General features: G+C 73.3%; 17 protein-coding genes and 2 tRNA genes. 9 read left to right on the top strand and 10 right to left on the bottom strand.

All coding sequences use genetic code 11. The annotated features are described in order from the left end of the window. The first annotated feature begins 134 nt into the window (after window positions 1-134). Window positions 135-572 carry a molybdenum cofactor biosynthesis protein MoaE gene (locus EV372_RS05270; protein WP_013154803.1) on the top strand — a complete coding sequence of 146 codons (438 nt, stop codon included), beginning with the start codon at window positions 135-137 and terminating at the stop codon, window positions 570-572. A 90-nt stretch (window positions 573-662) separates the two neighbouring features. After that, complete coding sequence (locus tag EV372_RS05265) at window positions 663-1,721, top strand: YlbL family protein (protein WP_130398766.1); 1,059 nt, start codon at window positions 663-665, stop codon at window positions 1,719-1,721. A 123-nt stretch (window positions 1,722-1,844) separates the two neighbouring features. Here EV372_RS05265 and EV372_RS05260 read toward each other — a convergent pair whose 3' ends face one another. Beyond that, window positions 1,845-2,366 (bottom strand): PPA1309 family protein, encoded by a 522-nt coding sequence (locus tag EV372_RS05260; RefSeq protein WP_253794887.1) that lies wholly within the window; start codon window positions 2,364-2,366, stop codon window positions 1,845-1,847. Window positions 2,367-2,663: 297 nt separating this feature from the next. Between EV372_RS05260 and EV372_RS05255 the strand changes: the two genes are divergently transcribed. The 3 genes from EV372_RS05255 (at window position 2,664) to EV372_RS05245 (ending at window position 6,284) form a co-directional block, all read left to right on the top strand. Beyond that, complete coding sequence (locus EV372_RS05255) at window positions 2,664-5,621, top strand: UPF0182 family membrane protein (protein WP_130398764.1); 2,958 nt, start codon at window positions 2,664-2,666, stop codon at window positions 5,619-5,621. A gap of 260 nt (window positions 5,622-5,881) precedes the next feature. Beyond that, window positions 5,882-5,958: transfer RNA gene (locus tag EV372_RS05250), tRNA-Met, on the top strand. A 249-nt stretch (window positions 5,959-6,207) separates the two neighbouring features. Further along, window positions 6,208-6,284 (top strand) — tRNA-Met (locus tag EV372_RS05245). 181 nt (window positions 6,285-6,465) lie between these two features. Here the strand turns inward: EV372_RS05245 and EV372_RS05240 are convergent. From EV372_RS05240 to hisN, 5 genes are all read right to left on the bottom strand, one after another. Next, window positions 6,466-7,185 (bottom strand): ABC transporter ATP-binding protein, encoded by a 720-nt coding sequence (locus EV372_RS05240; protein WP_013154799.1) that lies wholly within the window; start codon window positions 7,183-7,185, stop codon window positions 6,466-6,468. Next, window positions 7,186-8,217 carry a permuted SH3 domain-containing protein gene (locus EV372_RS05235; RefSeq protein WP_130395084.1) on the bottom strand — a complete coding sequence of 344 codons (1,032 nt, stop codon included), beginning with the start codon at window positions 8,215-8,217 and terminating at the stop codon, window positions 7,186-7,188. A gap of 10 nt (window positions 8,218-8,227) precedes the next feature. Continuing rightward, window positions 8,228-9,484 carry an ABC transporter permease gene (locus tag EV372_RS05230; RefSeq protein WP_130395083.1) on the bottom strand — a complete coding sequence of 419 codons (1,257 nt, stop codon included), beginning with the start codon at window positions 9,482-9,484 and terminating at the stop codon, window positions 8,228-8,230. A 196-nt stretch (window positions 9,485-9,680) separates the two neighbouring features. Continuing rightward, window positions 9,681-10,196 carry a hypothetical protein gene (locus EV372_RS05225; protein WP_130395082.1) on the bottom strand — a complete coding sequence of 172 codons (516 nt, stop codon included), beginning with the start codon at window positions 10,194-10,196 and terminating at the stop codon, window positions 9,681-9,683. A 64-nt stretch (window positions 10,197-10,260) separates the two neighbouring features. After that, the gene (gene hisN / locus EV372_RS05220) at window positions 10,261-11,067 is read right to left on the bottom strand and encodes a histidinol-phosphatase (protein ID WP_130395081.1); all 807 of its coding nucleotides are present in this window, start codon (window positions 11,065-11,067) and stop codon (window positions 10,261-10,263) included. Between the two features lie 154 nt (window positions 11,068-11,221). Here hisN and EV372_RS05215 point away from each other — a divergent pair, with 154 nt between their 5' ends. Continuing rightward, entirely contained in the window at window positions 11,222-11,806 is a 585-nt protein-coding gene (locus EV372_RS05215; RefSeq protein ID WP_019608134.1) for a TetR/AcrR family transcriptional regulator, read from the top strand. Between the two features lie 13 nt (window positions 11,807-11,819). Then, window positions 11,820-12,110 (top strand): DUF2087 domain-containing protein, encoded by a 291-nt coding sequence (locus EV372_RS05210; protein ID WP_019608133.1) that lies wholly within the window; start codon window positions 11,820-11,822, stop codon window positions 12,108-12,110. A 223-nt stretch (window positions 12,111-12,333) separates the two neighbouring features. Here the strand turns inward: EV372_RS05210 and EV372_RS05205 are convergent, their stop codons facing one another. Then, window positions 12,334-13,224: an NAD(P)-dependent oxidoreductase gene (locus EV372_RS05205; protein WP_130395080.1), complete on the bottom strand. Its 891-nt coding sequence runs from the start codon at window positions 13,222-13,224 to the stop codon at window positions 12,334-12,336. A 96-nt stretch (window positions 13,225-13,320) separates the two neighbouring features. On the opposite strand from EV372_RS05205, the gene EV372_RS05200 reads away from it, so the two are divergent. Next, complete coding sequence (locus EV372_RS05200) at window positions 13,321-13,677, top strand: winged helix-turn-helix transcriptional regulator (protein WP_130395079.1); 357 nt, start codon at window positions 13,321-13,323, stop codon at window positions 13,675-13,677. A gap of 9 nt (window positions 13,678-13,686) precedes the next feature. Here the strand turns inward: EV372_RS05200 and EV372_RS05195 are convergent, their stop codons facing one another. Genes EV372_RS05195 through aroA form a run of 3 tightly spaced genes read right to left on the bottom strand, consistent with a single transcriptional unit; the run spans window position 13,687 to window position 16,333 of the window. After that, the gene (locus EV372_RS05195; RefSeq protein WP_130395078.1) at window positions 13,687-13,929 is read right to left on the bottom strand and encodes a hypothetical protein; all 243 of its coding nucleotides are present in this window, start codon (window positions 13,927-13,929) and stop codon (window positions 13,687-13,689) included. Window positions 13,930-13,964: 35 nt separating this feature from the next. Beyond that, a complete protein-coding gene (rsgA, locus tag EV372_RS05190; protein WP_130395077.1) occupies window positions 13,965-14,990 on the bottom strand; it encodes a ribosome small subunit-dependent GTPase A in 1,026 nt (341 codons plus the stop codon). Further along, window positions 14,987-16,333 carry a 3-phosphoshikimate 1-carboxyvinyltransferase gene (aroA, locus tag EV372_RS05185; RefSeq protein WP_130395076.1) on the bottom strand — a complete coding sequence of 449 codons (1,347 nt, stop codon included), beginning with the start codon at window positions 16,331-16,333 and terminating at the stop codon, window positions 14,987-14,989. Before aroA ends, rsgA begins: the two co-directional genes overlap by 4 nt. 203 nt (window positions 16,334-16,536) lie before the next feature. Between aroA and EV372_RS05180 the strand changes: the two genes are divergently transcribed. Next, complete coding sequence (locus tag EV372_RS05180) at window positions 16,537-17,712, top strand: cysteine desulfurase family protein (RefSeq protein WP_130395075.1); 1,176 nt, start codon at window positions 16,537-16,539, stop codon at window positions 17,710-17,712. The last annotated feature ends 5 nt before the right edge of the window (window positions 17,713-17,717 follow it).

The raw sequence follows: 17,717 nt of genomic DNA, 5'->3' as shown, positions 1-17,717 counted from the left end.
GGGGCCGCGTGGCACGCGTATCGACGGCGCGCCGACGCACCCCCCGGCCCCCCTGGCCCGGAGCCCGTGCGCGTGCGTCGGAACGCGCACCCGTGTCCCCACATGGGGGAACAAGCGGTTGATACGGTCATGACGTGGAAGAGATCACTCTCGCGTCAGTACGCGACACCCCCCTGTCGGTGGACGAGGTCCTCGCCGCGGTCTCCGACCCGCGCGCGGGCGGCACCGCGGTCTTCGTCGGCACCGTCCGCGACCACGACCACGGCCGTGACGTCGCCCGCCTGGCCTACTCCGCCCACCCGACGGTGGAGGCCCAGCTGCGCGTCGTCATGGAGAAGGTCCTCAGCGACACCTCCGTCCCGGGCCGCCCCGTGGTGCGGATGGCCGCGACGCACCGGGTCGGCCAGCTGGAGATCGGCGACATCGCGGTGGTCGTGGCCGCCGCCGCCGCGCACCGGCAGGAGGCCTTCGAGGCCTGCCGCCGCCTCATCGACGACCTCAAGGCCCAGGTACCCATCTGGAAGCAGCAGGACTTCGAGGACGGCCGCAGCGAGTGGGTGGGCGCCCCCTGACCGCCCACGGCGGGCGGGAGGGCGGGAGGAAGGGCGGACCCCCGCCGGTCCGGACGCGGCAATAGGCTGGGGAGCATGCTTCGTCGTGCCATGACCCTCGTTGTCGCGCTCGTCCTCCTCGTCGGGCTCGGGATCGGCAGCCTCCACCTGCCCGTGCCCTACCTGGTCGCCGCGCCGGGCCTGACCGTCAACACGGTCGGGCGGACCGACCGCGGGCAGGTCATCGAGATCGAGGGCGCCGACAGCTACGAGCACGACGGCACCCTGTCCATGGTGACCGTGCAGTACGCGGGCGGGCCCGGGCACCGGCTCGACTTCCTCACCGTCGTCACCGCCTGGCTCTCGCCCACCCAGGCGGTCCTGCCCGAGGAGCTGCTCTTCCCCGCCGGGCGCACGCCCGAGGAGGTCACCGAGCGCCAGACGGTGCAGATGAACGATTCGCAGACCGACGCCACCGCCGCCGCGCTCACCCAGCTCGGCATGGAGTACGAGGCGGTCCCCGTGGTCAGCGGCACCCTCGAGGGCATGCCCGCGCACGGCGTGGTGGAGGCGGGCGACACGGTCGTGGCCGTGGACGGCGAGCCGGTGCCCACCCGGGGCGGAGACCCCGACGTCCCCGCCGGCAGCGCCGCGGTCGTGGAGATGGTCGGCGACCGCGAGCCCGGCGACCCGGTCGGACTCACCCTGGAGCGCGACGGCGAGACCGTCGAGGTGGAGGTCGCCAGCGAGGAGGGCGACTCCGGCGGCGCCGCGATCGGCGTGCTCATCGCCGACGAGACCGACTTCCCCGTGGACGTGGAGATCACGATCGGCGACATCGGCGGGCCCAGCGCGGGCATGATGTTCGCGCTCGGGATCATGGACCGGCTCAGCGAGGAGGGCCTCACCGGCGGCGCGGCCGTCGCCGGGTCGGGCACCATCACCGCCGACGGCCAGGTGGGCGGGATCAGCGGCATCCCGCAGAAGATGGTCAGCGCCCAGCGCGACGGAGCCGAGTACTTCCTCGTGGCCGCCGACAGCTGCTCCCAGGTCGCCCAGTCGGCCGCCTACGGCGAACTGGAGGTGGTCCGGGTGGAGACCCTCGACGACGCGGTCGCGGCCCTGGAGACCATCCGCACCGGCGAGGGCGAGCTGCCGCGCTGCGAGTAGGGGGCGCGGCGCCCGGCCCGGGCCGGGTTCCGTGCCCGGGCGTCCTGGACAGGGGGGCTCCCCGGGCGCGCACCCGCGTTCCCCGGGCGCGCGCCCGGGGAACGCGCAACCCGCGGGCCCGGATCAGTCCTGCCCGGACTCCTCGTCCAGGTCCAGGGTCAGCGCCAGCGCGGAGGTCAGCGCCGGGATGAGGTCAGCCCCGTTGAGCACCTCCGACTCGCTGTCGTGGCTGCGCATGCGCATCGCGCAGTGCCGCGAGCCGTCGCGCAGCACACCGGCGACCATGCGGATCTCCTCGGTCTCGCGGCCGGAGGAGCCCGGCCGCTCGTCCGGGGCCAGGGTCTCGTCCGTGCCCTTGACCACCAGGCGCTCCATCACCAGCGCGCACCCGGCCACGCCCTCCGGCCACAGGATGCGGCCCAGCGCCTCCTCCAGCGGGACGTCGGCGGGCAGCTGCTCCTGCTCGACGGGGGTCAGCTCGTCGGGGTCGGCGGGGGAGTCGATGCCCAGCAGACCGGCCAGCGCGGGCTCCGCCCGCAGCAGCTCCGCGGTCGGCACCAGGGCGTACAGGCCCAGCGGCCGGTCCCAGCCCTGCTCGGCGGCGTGGCGTTCGAGGTCCATGACGGCTTCGCGAATGTTCGACACGTTTCCATAGTGACCGATGCGGGAAGCGCGACGCCCCTGTTTTCGGACAGTAGGGTCGCCACGTGGCCTTCCGGATGCGACTCCGATACAGCAACGATGCAGCCTTGTCACCCGGACGAGGGCCGTTTCGGGAACCCGGAGGCCACCGATTAAGTTTTCAGTAACAGAGCGCCACACGCGCACCCATACGCACCTACCAAGCCAGAACGAGGGGGAGGCGTGAGCTTCCGATCGCCCGGCGCACCACCTGCGCGTATGCCTCGCCGATCAAGGTTGCTCGCGCCAGTCGCGGCGACCGTGGTCGTCATCATCGCGGGACTGATGCTCGCCGCGAATTTCTGGACCGACTTCAAGTGGTTCGAATCCGTCGGCTACACCTCGGTCTTCCTGACCGAACTGTGGACCCGCGTGCTGCTGTTCGCCGTCGCCGGACTGGTGATGGCCGTCATCGTCGGCGCCAGCATCTTCTTCGCCTACCGCTCCCGGCCCGGCATCCGACCGATGAGCCTGGAGCAGCAGGGCCTGGACCGCTACCGGCAGTCCATCGACCCGCACCGCAAGCTGTTCTTCTGGATCGCCGTGGGCGCCCTCGCGCTGCTGGCCGGAGCCGCGGCCAGCGGTGACTGGCGGTCCTACCTCCAGTTCGTGAACAGCACCGACTTCGGGGTGAACGACCCCGAGTTCGGCATGGACGTGGCCTTCTTCGCGTTCACCTACCCGTTCCTGCGCATCCTGCTCGGCTACCTGTACGCGGCGGTCGTCCTGGCGTTCATCGCCGCGGTGATCGTGCACTACCTGTACGGCGGGGTCCGCCTCCAGAACGACTCCGGCCAGCGCGCCACCCCCTCGGCCCGCGTGCACCTGTCGGTGCTGCTGGGCCTGTTCGTGCTGCTGCGCGGCGGTTCCTACTGGCTGGACCGCTACGGCCTGGTCTTCTCCGAGCGCGGCTACACCTTCGGCGCCTCGTACACCGACGTGAACGCCGTCAAGACCGCGCTGCTCATCCTCACGGTCATCTCGGTCATCTGCGCCGTGCTGTTCTTCGCCAACATCTACTTCAAGAACATCATGGTGCCCATGGCCAGCCTCGGACTGCTGGTGCTGTCCGCGGTGCTGGTCGGCGTGGCCTACCCCGAGATCGTCCAGCGCTTCCAGGTCGCGCCCAACGAGCAGCGCCTGGAGAGCCCCTACATCGAGCGCAACATCGAGTACACGCGCCAGGCCTACGGCATCGACGACGCCGAGGTGCAGGCCTACGACGCCACCACCGAGCTCAGCGCCCAGGACCTGGTGGAGGAGTCCCAGGACACCACCGTGCGCCTGGTCGACCCCTCCGTCGTCTCGCAGACCTTCCAGCAGATGCAGCAGGTCCGCGGCTTCTACCAGTTCCCCGAGGTGCTGGAGGTCGACCGCTACCCGAACTCCGAGGGCAACCTGATCGACACGATCGTGGCCGTCCGCGAGCTGGACGGGCCGCCCGCCGACCAGGACAACTGGCTCAACCGGCACCTGATCTACACCCACGGCTACGGCATGGTCGCCGCCGCGGGCACCCAGATCGACGCCGAGGGACGCCCGGTCTTCACCGAGTACAACATCCCTCCGCGCGGTGAGCTCAGCGACGTCGTCGGCGAGTACGAGCCGCGCATCTACTACGGCCGCGAGGGCGCCGAGTACGCGATCGTGCAGGCCGAGGAGGAGTACGACTACCCCCTCGACGCAGAGGAGGAGACGGGCGACGTCCCGACCCCGGAGGACGCCGTCGAGGTCGAGGTCTCCCCGAGCCCGGACGAGGCGCGCGCCCCGGCCGACGCGGACCAGGAGGCCGCGGAGCAGACCGCCGAGGAGGCCCCCGCCGAGGGTGAGGGCGGCGGCGAGGGCGCCGGGGGCGGTGAGGAGGGCAGCGACTCGCAGGCCTACAACCGCTACGACGGTGACGGCGGCGTCCAGCTGGCCAGCTTCTTCGACCGGATCCTGTACGCGATCAAGTACCAGGAACCCAACATCCTGCTCAACAGCGCCATCACCAACGACTCGCGCATCATCTACGAGCGCGACCCGGTGGAGCGCGTGGAGAAGGTGGCCCCGTACCTGACCACGGACAGCCGCCCCTACCCGGCGGTCGTCGACGGCCGGGTCGTGTGGATCGTGGACGCCTACACCACGTCCGACGGCTACCCGTACGCCAACCGGATCGACTTCACCCAGGCGGTGACCGACACCTTCACCGACGGCTCGGCCCAGCAGGTGGGCGCGCTGCCGGGCAACGAGGTCAACTACATCCGCAACTCGGTGAAGGCCACCGTCGACGCCTACGACGGCACCGTCACCCTGTACGCGTGGGACGAGGCGGACCCGGTCCTCCAGACCTGGATGGACGCCTTCCCCGGGGCCGTCGTCAGCAGGGACCAGATGAGCGAGGAGCTCATCGACCACCTGCGCTACCCGGACGACCTGTTCAAGGTGCAGCGCCAGATCATGCGCGAGTACCACGTGACGGACGCCGCGGCCTACTACGGCGGTCAGGACTTCTGGTCGGTCCCCAGCGACCCGACCAGCGAGACCGATGCTCCCGAGCCGCCCTACCGGCAGACCATCCAGTACCCGGGTGAGGAGTCCACCTTCTCGCTGACCAGCACGTTCGTGCCGCGCGGCCGTGAGAACCTGGCGGCCTTCATGGCGGTGGACAGCGATCCGCGCTCCGAGGACTACGGCCAGCTCAAGCTGCTGGAGCTGCCGCGGAGCACGGTGATCCTCGGTCCGGGGCAGGTGCAGAACGCCTTCGACGCCGACGCCGACGTCCGCGAGGTGCTGCTGCCGCTGGAGCAGTCCAACGCGGAGGTGACGCGGGGCAACCTGCTCACACTGCCCTTCGCCGGGGGCCTGCTCTACGTCGAGCCGCTGTACGTGCAGGCGGGCGGCGGCGGAGCCGCCTCCTTCCCGCTGCTCCAGCAGGTCATGGTCGGCTTCGGTGACGAGGTGGCCATCGGCAACAGCCTGCCGGACGCGCTCAGCAACCTCTTCGACGGAGAGGGCGCGGCCCCCGAGGAGGGCGCCGAGCAGACTCCCGAGGAGGAGTCCGAGTCCGAGGCCGGTGGCGGCGGCGGAGGCGGCGGTGGGGGCAACGAGGACCTCACCCAGTCCCTCAACGAGGCCGTCGAGGCCTGGGAAGAGGCCCAGCAGTCCAACGAGGAGGCCAACGACCGCCTGCGTGAGGCGCTGGAGGACATCCAGCAGCAGCTGGACGAGAACTGAGCCCCGCCCTGCGGCGGTGACCGTTCCGTGAGGGGGCGGGGGTCCTCGGGCCCCCGCCCCCTCGGCGTTCCCGGGAGTCGTGTCCGGGGGCCCGCGCGCTCCCCGGACGCCGGAGCCGGGGGCGGCGGCCGTCGGGGCGGGCCGGGCCCGCGGGCGGGCACCGCGTCCGGCGTTCGCCGGGGTTTGGCGGGCCCGCTGACGCGTCCAGGTCCGCCGATTTGGGTTTCAGTCCGGGGCGCGCTACTGTGTAGACACAACGACGCGGGGTGGAGCAGTTCGGTAGCTCGCTGGGCTCATAACCCAGAGGTCGCAGGTTCAAATCCTGTCCCCGCTACCAGACCCGGACCCGGGAGAAATCCCGGGTCCGTCGGTTTTCCGGATCCCTCCTTTTGCGGAGGGGAACGGAAGGCGGGCTCCTCCAGGGGAGTCCGGGCGGTCGGACCAGGGTGCAAGCGCTGGTAGGATTGCCGAAGGCGGTCGGGAAACCGACTGCCGAAGGGTGGGATCTCCACCGGTTTTCCACGCGGAAACGCAGGGAAAACCGATTTGCCACCAGGGGCCAAACACCCTAAAATAGAGATCACGACGCGGGGTGGAGCAGTTCGGTAGCTCGCTGGGCTCATAACCCAGAGGTCGCAGGTTCAAATCCTGTCCCCGCTACCAGCAAAACGCCGGGCGCATTTCGCGCCCGGCGTTTTTCGTGTGCCCGTGTGCCCGTGTGCCCGTGTGCCCGTGTGCCCGTGTGCCCGTGTGCCCGTGTGCCCGTGTGCCCGTGTGCCCGTGTGCCCGTGTGCCCGTGTGCCCGAGCGGCGGTGCGCCGCCCGGTCTCCCGGGCGGCGCGCGCTCAGCGGGTACGGCCCTCCACGAGTTCGACCACCCGGTCGGCCCGCTCGGCCACCTTGGGGTCGTGGGTCACCACGACCACCGCCGCGTCGCGGATCCGGGCCTGTTCCAGCAGCTGGTCCATGATCATGGTGCTGCTGGCGGCGTCCAGGGCGCCCGTGGGCTCGTCGGCGAGGATCAGTGCGGGTTCCCGGCTCAGCGCCCGCGCCAGGGCCACACGCTGCTGCTCACCGCCGGAGAGCTGGTGCGGCTGCGAGTGCAGCCGGTGCCCCAGCCCCACCGCCTCCAGCAGTTCGCGGGCCCGCGCCCGGCGGCGCAGCAGCGGAACACCGCCGAGCACCATCGGCACGCCGACGTTGGCCAGGGCGGTCCGCCGCTCCAGCAGGTGGAACTGCTGGAACACGAAGCCGATCCCCTCGCCGCGCAGGCGCGACCTCGGCCCCTCGCCCAGGCGGGTGGTGTCCACGCCGTCGAACGTGTACGTGCCGCCGCTGGGCCGGTCGAGCAGGCCCAGCACGTTGAGCAGCGTGGACTTGCCCGAGCCGGACTGGCCGACGATCGCCACCACCTCGCCCCGCCCCACCCGGAACGTGCAGTCGCGCAGCACGTCGATCCGGGCCCCCGACACCGTGAAGTGCCGAGTCATCCCCGCCACGTCCAGCAGGGGCGCCGGGCGGGCGTGGCGCGGCGCGGCCTCGGGGGCCGGTGCGTCGACGGACATCTAGCCCTCACCCTCCTCGGCGAACTCGTCCTCGGGGTCGTACGCGCCGGGCACGTCGAACCGGGGGTCGAGCGGGATCGGGTCCAGGACCGTCTCGCCGATGCTCAGCCCCTCGGTGACCTCCACGGAGGACCCGTCGGAGACGCCCAGCACCACCTCGCGGGTCTCCTCGGTGCCGTCCTCGCCCACCACCACGACCTCGCCCGACCCGGCGGTGCCGCGCACCGCGGTCACGGGGACGACGATCGCGTTCGCGGCCGCGCCGGTGCTGACCGACAGCTGGCCCTGGACGCCCTCGAAGACCTCCAGGTCGGCGGGCACGCGGCAGGCCAGTTCGGCCCCGCCGCCACCCCCGCCGGCGTCCTCGGCGCCCTCCCCGTCCCCGGCCCCGGGGACGGGGACGCCGCCCCCGGCCGTGCCCAGGGACAGGAACTCGCACGCGGCGGCGGGCGGCCCCCGGTCGATCTGGAGCAGGATGTCCTCGGGGTCCTCGTAGAACCGGTAGAGGTCGTTGGGCGGGATCGACGCGACGGCGCGGAACTCCTCGGGGGCGACCGTGGCCACCACCGCGCCGGGCTCCAGCACGTCGCCGACCATGACGTCCTCCAGCCCCGACACCGTTCCGGCGGCGGGCGCGTACAGGGTGACCTCCTCGGTCGTGGGGGCGTCGGGGACCTGGCCGTCCTCCCCGGTGGCGGGCGCGCCCTCGGCGGGCACCTTCACGTTGACCACCGGGGCGCCCTGGTCGACCTCGGCGCCCTCGCCCACCCACAGGTGGGAGACCGTGCCCCCGTTGCGGGCCTCGACCGCCTCGCCGGGTTCGGCCCGGACGACGGCGTCCAGCACCAGCACGGAGCTGACCTCGCCCAGCACCACCTCGACCGGGGCCCCGCCCACGTCCAGGGCGGCCTCCTGCAAGCCAGCGTCCCCTCCGGGGTCCGGGCCGCCCAGACGGGACACCAGGAGGTAGCCGGCACCGGTCAGTCCTCCCACGAGGACCAGGACCGCGCCGATGATGATCCACTTCTTCACGTGATGTCTCCTATTCCCGGAGTCCGGCGACCACGGACGCGCGCAGCGCCCGCATCGCGGGGATGATCCCGGCCAGCATCCCGACGAGGGCGGCGCTGCCCAGGCCGACGAGTACTCCGGACGCGGGGATGACGAGGGGGACGTCGGCGGGCAGCGACACGAGGCCGCCCAGCACCGCGCCGACAGCGGCCAGCAGGGCCCAGCAGGCGGCGAGCGCGATGAGCCCGGCCACCAGGGACACCACGACCGACTCCATGACCACGGCCACGAACAGGGTGAACCGGCTCGCGCCCAGGGCGCGGTAGGTGGCCAGTTCGCGGCGGCGCTCGCGCACGGTGACCAGTCCCACGTTGAGCACGCCCAGCAGGCCGGTGGTGAGGGTGACGGCGGCGATGCCGGTCAGACCCCAGGACATGTAGGTGATGACCTGGCCGACCTCCTCGGCGTAGTCCGTGCGGTAGGCCATGACGGCCTCCCGGTCCTCCACGCCCCAGCGCCAGGACACCGACGCCAGCCGCTCGGAGAAGACCTCGCCCCACGGGTCCTGCGCCGCGGGGTCGCCCGGGTCGATCCGCACCTGGTAGGTGGTCATGTCGCCCATGAGGAACGGGTCGCCCGACTCCTCCTGCTCCTGGGCGCCGGTGGAGGTCCCGAAGAGCAGTTCCTCGGAGGCGGGGGCGCGCAGCAGGTAGGCGCTGTACCAGCCCATGTCCAGCGCGGAGCCCTCCAGGACGCCGATGACGCGCACGTCCGTCCACTGGTCGGTGCCGACCTGGACGCGGGTGAGGTCGCCCAGCGCGTTCGCGAGTTCCTCGTTGACGACCATGACCGGGGCCAGCGACTCGGTGTCGGCCTCGGTGAACCAGCGGCCCTCGGCCAGGTTCATCCGCCGGATGTCGCCCAGGGTGGGGTCCACGCCGAGGAACTCCACGTCGGGCAGGACGGAGCCGCCGGAGCGGATCGAGGGGACCTGGGAGGGCCTGTGGTAGATCGAGATGTCCTGGCCGCCCGCCCGGACCAGGTCCTGTTCGAAGGCGGCGCGGTCGGTGACCCGGCCGTGCACGGTGACCTCCAGGGTCGCCGGGCGGCCCGCGTTGGCCTCGCTGTAGGCGGTGGCGAAGCGCTGGCCGAAGTCGCTGGCGCTGACCACGAGGACCAGCGCGCCGACACCGACGACGATGCCCGCGCAGGACAGGATGGTCCGGGCCACGTTGGCCCGTGAACCGGCGAAGGCCAGCACGATCCCGGCTGTGAGGGAACGCAGCATTCGGCCCCTTCCCGTGATGTCTGTGAGATCCGGACGCCGCGACGGCGGCGGGATACCCGCGGGGGTGGCGGGGTTTCACCAGACTCATCGTGGAAGGGGGCGGTTTCGGTTCAGCCCGGCGGCACGAATTCCGGGCCGTCGTTTCGGGCTGTCCGCAGGGGGGAGGGGTGGCCGGGGGCGCGGCGCGACCGGCCCCTCAGACCGCCTCGAAGCCGTCGCAGGTGAGCGGTGCCCCGGAGCCGGTGTCCGACCAGACCACCGTGTGCACTCCGGCGGAGGGGGCGCCCTCGGCGCCCTCGAAGTCGTGGGGGTAGCGCACGCGCGTCCACTCGCCGGGGGAGACCGCCGCCTCGGTGGCGGCGGTGCGGCCGCGGGGTCCGATGACGGAGACGGTCACCGAGTCGGTGTCCGCGTCCTCCGGCGCCAGGACGCCCAGTTCGACGGGGCCGTCCGCGGCCGTGCGCGGCGCCTCGGTGCGCCAGAGGCGGGCGGTCCGGCTGTCCACGGCGGGCACGCACAGGTACCTGGCGGGGTCGAACGCGGTGTCGGGGACGCCCAGGCCGGGGCCCTCACCCCGTACGGAGGAGCGCACGGTGTCGGCGATCATCTCGCGCAGCTGTTCGGGACCGTGCCCGTGGCCACCGCCGCAGGCGGTGGCCAGCAGGACCGCGGCCGCGCACAGGAGGGCCCGCAGGGGTGTCGTGTTCAGCACACCACCGCACGTTACTACGTACAGTGCTCAAGCGTGTGCCGACTGTCGTTATCGGGGGCGGGGCTCAGACGCGGCGCAGCGGGGTGGGGCCGCCGTTGAGCCAGGTCAGCACTTGGTCGTGCATCGCCCCGTTGGTGCACACCAGGGGGCCGCCGTCCTCGAAGTCCTCGCCGCGCAGGTTGGTGGCCCGTCCGCCAGCCTCCTCCAGGATGACGGGCAGCGGCGCGGCGTCCCACAGCGACAGCTCGGGCTCGGCGGAGATGTCCACGACGCCCTCGGCGACCATCACGTGCGACCAGAAGTCGCCGTAGGCGCGGGTGCGCCAGACCGAGCGGGTCAGGCCGAGGAAGGAGTCGAGGCGGTCCTGCTTCTCCCAGCCGGTCAGCGAGGAGAAGCTCAGCGAGGCCTCCGACAGCTCCGACACCTTGGACACGTGGCAGCGCGAGGCCTTGGACAGGCTGCGGCCCTGCCAGGTGCCGCCGCCCCGGGAGGCCCACCAGCGGCGGTACAGCGCCGGGGCCGAGACCACGCCCACCACGGGACGGTCCCCCTCCAGCAGGGCGATCAGGGTCGCCCACACCGGGACGCCGCGGACGTAGTTCGCGGTGCCGTCGATGGGGTCGATGACCCACACCCGGTTGCTGTTGCCCGTCTTGCCGTACTCCTCGCCCACCACGGCGTCGCGTGGCCGGGCGCGGGAGAGCACGCCGCGCAGCGTCTCCTCCACCATCCGGTCGGCCTCGGTGACGTGGGTGAAGTCGGGTTTGGTGTCGACGACGAGGTCGAGCGCCCGGAAGCGCTTGAGCGCGATGTCGTCGGCAGCGTCGGCGAGCACGTGGGCCAGCCGGAGGTCATCGTCAAAGGACACCATGACCGGTAACGCTACCCTCACGGGCACGAACATGGCCAAAGGGGCGCACACGCGTGACCAGAGTGTTAGGTCCCGACCGCCCGGGACCGCGGGAGCGGCGGCCGGGCGGGGCGTCAGGGGTGTCGTCCGCGGCGGCGGATGCGAGGATGGGGACATGGACACCGCGAACCGGCAGGGGCGCGCCGAGGGCACCTCGGCGCGGGAGCGGTTGCTGGACGCCGCCTACGCCGAGGTCGTCTCGGGTGGTTGGTCCGACCGGCGCATGGCCGACATCGCGGCGGTCGCCCGGGTGTCGCGCCAGACCCTGTACAACGTGTTCGGCAGCAAGGAGGGCCTGCTCCAGGCCGTCGTGGTGCGCGAGGTCAACGCTCTGCTGGACCGGGTGGTGCGCCTCCTGGAGGAGGAGGGCGAGAACCCGCCGCACGCGGTGAGCCGGGCCACGCGCCTGGTGCTGCTGTCCGCCCGCGACAACCCGCTGCTGCGCGCGGTGGTGACCGGGGACCACGGGCTCCTGCCGGTGCTCACCACGCGCGCCGAGCCGCTGCTGGGCGTCCTGGGCGAGCGCATCACCGCCCTGCTGGGGGAGCGCTACCCGGAGCTGGCCGACTCCGCCGCCGAGGTCGCGGCCGACGTCGCCCTGCGCCTGACGGTGTCCTACTCGCTGCAGCCCATCGACCCCGACGAGGCCGCGCGCAGGGTCGAGACGGTCGTGCACGGGATGCTGATGGTCGGCCGCTGAGGGAGGTGGCGGCGTGGTGGAGGGTCCGCTGACGGAGAGCGAGCGCCGGGAGGTGCTGCGCGCCTGCATGGCCGACGGGCGGATCACCGCGATCCCGGTCCGCCGCACCGCCCGGCTGGTCCTGCTCGACCAGGTGGCCCGGGCCTTCGAACCGGGGGTGCGCTACAGCGAGGCCGAGGTCAACGCGGTCCTGAGCGGGTTCAGCGCCAACGTGGCGGTACTGCGCCGCGGCCTGGTCGACGAGGGGTTCATGGAGCGCGACCGCACCCGGTACTGGCGCTGCGGCGGGACCGTGGAGGTCTGAACCGGGCGGAAGTGTCGCCGGTGCGGTTCCAGGGTCTCCGGGCTGCAATGATCCGGCGCTCCTAGCCGGTGTCGGCGTCCGAACCCCGCTACAGGTACGAGGCCACGCCGCGGAGCACCGGCACGGCGAACCCCTCCGGCCACCGCCGCCCCGGTCCGGCACCGGGGCGGCCGCAGCCGGTGGAAGCCGGTGCGGCCGCCCGGTGAGCGCTGTCCGCCCGCGTTCAGCGGCGGGGCGCGGCGAGCAGGTCCACCACCCCCGTATCGTCCTCGTCTGCGTGGCCCCGGGCGAGGCGGCGCTCCATCAGCTCCGCGTACGGTGCGAGGAGTTCGGTGCTCACCCCCTGCTCCTCGGCGGTGCGCAGCAGGGTTCGGTTGCCCCTCACCCGCATGGCGAGGTTGGACACGACGCCCGTGGTGTAGTCACCGCTCTCCAGGTGCTCCGCGGTGGTGTGGACGCCGAGGGTCATCGCGCCCAGCCAGTCCGCCAGCAGGGACCCGAACCCCTTCAGGGGCACGTCCTCGCCGCGAACCAGGGCGAAGGCGTGCGCGACCCCGGCGAACATGCCGCTCATCGCGCTGAGCAGGGCCACGTCGTACAGGTCGGCCAGCCCGGCGTCCCCGCCGACGAACACGGTCCCGGTCACGGCGGACAGGGCCGTCTCGTGCTCGGCGAAGGCCTCCTCGGAACCGCTGTAGAACACGTACCCGCCCGAGCCGGGGACGCCGATCATCGGCGGAACGGCCATGACGCCACCGCTGACGAAGCGGGCGCCGCGCCCGCGCGCCCACTCCGCGCGGGCCCGTGACTGCTCCGGAGTCCCGGTGGTGAGGTTGAACAGGTCCCGGTCCGCCAGGTCGGCGTCGGCCAGCGCCGCGCCCACGGAGTGGTCGTCGAGCAGGCAGGCCACCACCAGGCGGGCGGAGGCGACCGCCCCGGCCGCCGTCGCGGCGACGTCGGCGCCCTCCCGGGCCAGCGGCTCGGCTCGGGACGGGGTCCGGTTCCAGACGGTCAGCGGGTACCCGGCGGCGAGCCAGGCGCGGGCGAGGGCGGTGCCCATGTCCCCGAGCCCGAGCAGGGCGACGCGGGGCTTGTCGGTGTCGTGTGCGTTCATGTGCACTAGGCTCGTCGCCCGTCGGAGCCCCGACAAGTACGCACTTCGAAGTGCGTGCGCACCTCGGGGTAAGCGTGCTGGTGGGAGGGAGGGGCGATGGTCGGCGCACGGAGGCCCGGCGCGTACCACTGCGGCATCGACGCGGCGATGGACGTCATCGGCGGCAGGTGGAAGGTGCTGATCCTGTGGGCGCTGGAGGAGGAGCCGCGCCGCTTCGGCGAGCTGCGCCGGACGCTCGACGGCGTCACCGAGAAGGTCCTGGCCTCCCACCTGCGCGAGCTGGAGCAGGACGGGATCGTGCACCGGGAGGACTTCGGTGAGGTGCCGCCCCGGGTCGAGTACTCGCTCACCCCGCTGGGGGAGTCCCTGAACGAGGCCCTGGCCCCGCTCGGGGCCTGGGGCCGCGCGCACGTCCTCGGCGCCGCCGAGCCGGTGGACGCCCACCGGCGCTGACGCCCTGGGTTAGCCGCTCCGTTCGACGGAGTGCTTTTCCGGGGAGCCCCGACGCCGGAGGGGCCGTACGAGGAGGACCGCCTGCCAGGCGACCGCGACGACGGCGAGCCCGAGGAGCACGTAGGCGAGGACCGTCAGGTCCGGCCCGCCGTTGCCCATCCATATGTCCAGGAGCACCGCCGCCATCACGAGGAGGGCGCCGGCGGCTCCCGCGACGTTCACCGCGCTCGTACGTCTGTCGTCGTCCTTCATGGGGGGTTCCTCCGGAAACAGGGGGGTGGCGCCGGTCAGGAGTCGTTCTCGTCGGTGCCCCCCGCGTCCCCGCTGTCCCCCTCGCGGCTGGTGAGCAGGCGGCGCAGGGAGGCCACGCGGTCCGGGTCGAGTCGACCCCGCTCCAGCGCGGCCTGGATCGCGCAGTCGGGGGCGTCGGACTGGTGGGAGCACCCGGCGGGGCAGTCCTCGGCGGCCTCGGCCAGGTCGGCGAAGCCCTCGACGATGTCCTCGGGGTCGATGTGGGCCAGGCCGAAGCTGCGCACGCCCGGGGTGTCGATCAGCCAGCCGCCCTCGAAGGGCAGCGCGGCGGCGGACGTGGAGGTGTGGCGGCCCCGTCCGGTGACGGCGTTGACGTGGCCCACGGCCCGGTCGGTGCCGGGGACGAGCCGGTTGACCAGGGTGGACTTGCCCACCCCGGAGGAACCCACGAGCACGGTGGTGCGCTCGGCCAGACGGGCGCGCAGGCCGTCCAGGCCGCTCTCGGGGTCGAGCACCTCGTAGGGCACGCCCAGGGGCGCGTACACCCGCACCAGCTCGTCCGGGTCGGCCAGGTCGGCCTTGGTCAGGCACAGCAGGGGGACGAGCCCGGCGTCGTAGGCGGCGACCAGGCAGCGGTCCACGAAGCGCGGCTGCGGCGCGGGGTCGGCCAGGGCGCAGACGATCGCCAGCTGGTCGGCGTTGGCCACGATCACCCGCTCGACCGGGTCGGTGTCGTCGGCCGTGCGTCTGAGCACGGACGCCCGCTCCCTGACCCGCACGACGCGGGCCAGGGTGTCGGGTCTGCCGGACAGGTCGCCGACCACGTCGACGCGGTCGCCGACCACGATCGAGCCGCGGCCCAGCTCGCGGGCCTTCATCGCCACGACGGGAACGCCGTTGACCAGGCAGCGGTACCGGCCCCGGTCCACGGCGGTGACCAGGCCCTCCACGGCGTTCTCGTGCTTGGGCCGGGTGCGGGTGCGGGGGCGCGAACCGCCCCGGGCGCGCACGCGGATGTCGTCCTCGTCCAGGTGGCGTCCCCCGCCCCGCGTGCGGCTCATGCCAGGGCCTCCGCCCACAGGCCCGGGAAGTCGGGCAGGGTCTTGCGCGTGGTGGCGATGTTCTCCACCTCCACACCGGGCACCGCGAGCCCGATCACCGCCCCCGAGGTGGCCATCCGGTGGTCGTCGTAGGAGTGGAACACCCCGCCGCGCATCGGGCGCGGGTTGATGACCAGCCCGTCGGGCAGCTCCTCGGCGTCGCCGCCCAGCCGGTTGATCTCGGCGGCCAGCGCGGCGATCCGGTCGGTCTCGTGGCGGCGCAGGTGCGCGATGCCGGTCAGCCGGGAGGGGGTCGTGGCGAGCGCGGCCACGGCGGCCACGGTGGGCGTGAGCTCGCCCACGTCGCGCAGGTCGGCGTCGATGCCCAGGATCCGGCCGGTGCCGCGCAGGGTGAGCAGCCCCTCGGGCGAGCGGGAGACCTCTCCGCCCATCCGGGTGAACAGCGAACGCAGCTCGTCGCCGGGCTGGGTGGTGTGCTCCGGCCACCCCTCGATCGCCACCTCGCCCCCGGTGACCAGGGCGGCGGCCAGGAAGGGCGCGGCGTTGGACAGGTCGGGCTCCACGGTGATGTCGGAGACCTTGACCGGCCCCGGCTCGACCCTCCAGGAGTTGTCGGCGGTGGACACGGTGACCCCGGCCGCGCGCAGCATCTCCACGGTCATGTCCAGGTGCGGCTGGGAGGGCACGGGCGGACCGGAGTGGCGCACGTGCACGCCCTCGGTGAAGCGGGCGCCGCTCAGGAGCAGGGCCGACACGAACTGGGAGGAGCCGGACGCGTCGAGCGTCACCTCGCCGCCGCGCACGGCGCCGGTGCCGTGCACGGCCATCGGCAGCGCGCCGCGGCCGCCGTCGTCGATGTCGGCGCCCAGGGCGCGCAGGGCGGCCAGCAGCTCGCCCACGGGCCGCTCGCGGGCGCGCGGGTCGCCGTCGAACTCCACCGTGCCCGAGGCCAGGGCCGCCACCGGCGGCACGAACCGCATCACCGTGCCCGCGTTGCCGACGTCGACGGAGGCCGGGCCGCGCAGCGGGGCGGGGGTGACCGCCATGTCCTCCCCCTCGGTGGTGATTCCCACACCCAGGGCGCGCAGGGAACCCGCCATCAGCTCGCTGTCCCGGCTGACCAGCGGGCGGCGCACCAGGCACGGCGTCTCCGACAGGGCGGCCAGGACCAGCGCGCGGTTGGTCATCGACTTGGACCCCGGCAGCGACAGCCGGGCGCGCACCGGCCGCTCGGCCGTGGGCGCGGGCCAGTGCCCGCCGGGGGCCCCGGCCGGGCTCGGGGACGGTGCGGTCTCGGGGTTCTGGCCGGACTGGACGGGCTGCGAGGACGCGGACTCAGGCATGACACAAGGTTATCGGGAGCGGCGCGGCCGCAGGGGAACGCCTTCCCGCCTGTGGACAACGCGTCGGTGGCGAGCGGGCGGCCGCTTCGGCGGCTGGTCCGGCGGCGCGTGCGCGGGCCGGTCCGGCGGTCGGCCCGGCGGCGCGTGCGGCCACGGGCCCGAAGAGGCCGGACGACCCGGGACGGACGTATCCTTGTCAGGCCATGGTGTATCTGGATCACGCTGCCACGACCGACGTGCGCCCCGAGGTCGCCGCCGACGTCGCGGCCGAGCTCGGCGCCCTCGGGAACCCGTCGTCCCTGCACGGCCACGGGCGCGCCGCGCGCCGCACGGTGGAGGAGGCGCGCGAACGCCTGGCCGGGGCGCTCGGCTCGACCCCGCACGAGGTGGTCTTCACCGGGGGCGGCACCGAGTCGGACAACATCGCCGTCAAGGGCCTGTACTGGGCGCGCAACACGGCCGACGCCCGCAGGCCCAGGATTCTCACCAGTGCCGTCGAGCACCACGCCGCCCTCGACCCCGCGCACTGGATGGCCGAGCACCAGGGGGCCGTGCACGAGAAGATCCCCGTGGACGCGCTGGGCCGGGTGGACCCCGAGGCCCTGCGGGAGACGATCGAGGGCGGCTCCGGCCCCGGGGCGGTCGCGCTCGTGTCGGTCATGTGGGCCAACAACGAGGTGGGCACGGTGCAGCCGGTCCGGGAGCTGGCCGCCGTCGCCGCCGAGTACGGCATCCCCTTCCACACCGACGCCGTCCAGGCCGTGGGCGTGGAACCGGTCGACTTCGCCGGGAGCGGGGTGAGCGCGCTGACGGTCAGCGGCCACAAGCTCGGAGGACCGGTGGGCGCGGGCGCGCTGCTTGTCGCGCGCGGCCTGGCCCCGGTGCCGGTCCTGCACGGCGGCGGCCAGGAGCGCGACATCCGCTCGGGCACCCTGTCCCCGCCGCTGCTGCGCGGACTGGCCACGGCCGTCCACCTGGCGGTCGCCGAACGCGAGGAGCACGCCAAGCACCTGGCGGGCCTGCGCGACGAGCTGGAGGAGCGGGTCCGCGACGCGGTCCCCGACGCGGTCGTCAACGGCGACCCCGCGCGCAGGCTGCCGGGGATCTCGCACATCTCCTTCCCCGGCTGCGAGGGGGACGCGCTGCTCATGCTCCTGGACGCCAAGGGCATCTCCTGCTCGACCGGCTCGGCCTGCTCGGCGGGGGTGGCCCAGCCCAGCCACGTGCTGCTGGAGATGGGCGCCGACGCCGGGACCGCGCTGAGCAGCCTGCGCCTGTCGCTGGGCCGCACCTCCACCCGGGAGGACGTGGCGGCGCTGGCGCGGGCCATCGGACCGGCCGTGGAGCGGGCCAGGGCCGCCCGCGCCAGACGCCGCTAGGCGGA

This window comes from Nocardiopsis sp. CNZ308 (assembly GCF_004217075.1).
The sequence above is the reverse complement of the archived record's forward strand: the minus strand, read 5'-3'. Positions and strand labels throughout refer to the sequence as shown.

Bases quoted from the DNA above. Each gene is read 5' to 3' on its own strand.
- EV372_RS05265 (WP_130398766.1), top strand. From the start codon at position 663: ATGACCCTCGTTGTCGCGCTCGTCCTCCTCGTCGGGCTCGGGATCGGC.
- EV372_RS05240 (WP_013154799.1), bottom strand. From the start codon at position 7,185: ATGTCCGTCGACGCACCGGCCCCCGAGGCCGCGCCGCGCCACGCCCGC.
- EV372_RS05230 (WP_130395083.1), bottom strand. From the start codon at position 9,484: ATGCTGCGTTCCCTCACAGCCGGGATCGTGCTGGCCTTCGCCGGTTCA.
- hisN (WP_130395081.1), bottom strand. From the start codon at position 11,067: ATGGTGTCCTTTGACGATGACCTCCGGCTGGCCCACGTGCTCGCCGAC.
- EV372_RS05215 (WP_019608134.1), top strand. From the start codon at position 11,222: ATGGACACCGCGAACCGGCAGGGGCGCGCCGAGGGCACCTCGGCGCGG.
- EV372_RS05205 (WP_130395080.1), bottom strand. From the start codon at position 13,224: ATGAACGCACACGACACCGACAAGCCCCGCGTCGCCCTGCTCGGGCTC.
- EV372_RS05200 (WP_130395079.1), top strand. From the start codon at position 13,321: ATGGTCGGCGCACGGAGGCCCGGCGCGTACCACTGCGGCATCGACGCG.
- EV372_RS05195 (WP_130395078.1), bottom strand. From the start codon at position 13,929: ATGAAGGACGACGACAGACGTACGAGCGCGGTGAACGTCGCGGGAGCC.
- rsgA (WP_130395077.1), bottom strand. From the start codon at position 14,990: ATGAGCCGCACGCGGGGCGGGGGACGCCACCTGGACGAGGACGACATC.
- aroA (WP_130395076.1), bottom strand. From the start codon at position 16,333: ATGCCTGAGTCCGCGTCCTCGCAGCCCGTCCAGTCCGGCCAGAACCCC.
- EV372_RS05180 (WP_130395075.1), top strand. From the start codon at position 16,537: ATGGTGTATCTGGATCACGCTGCCACGACCGACGTGCGCCCCGAGGTC.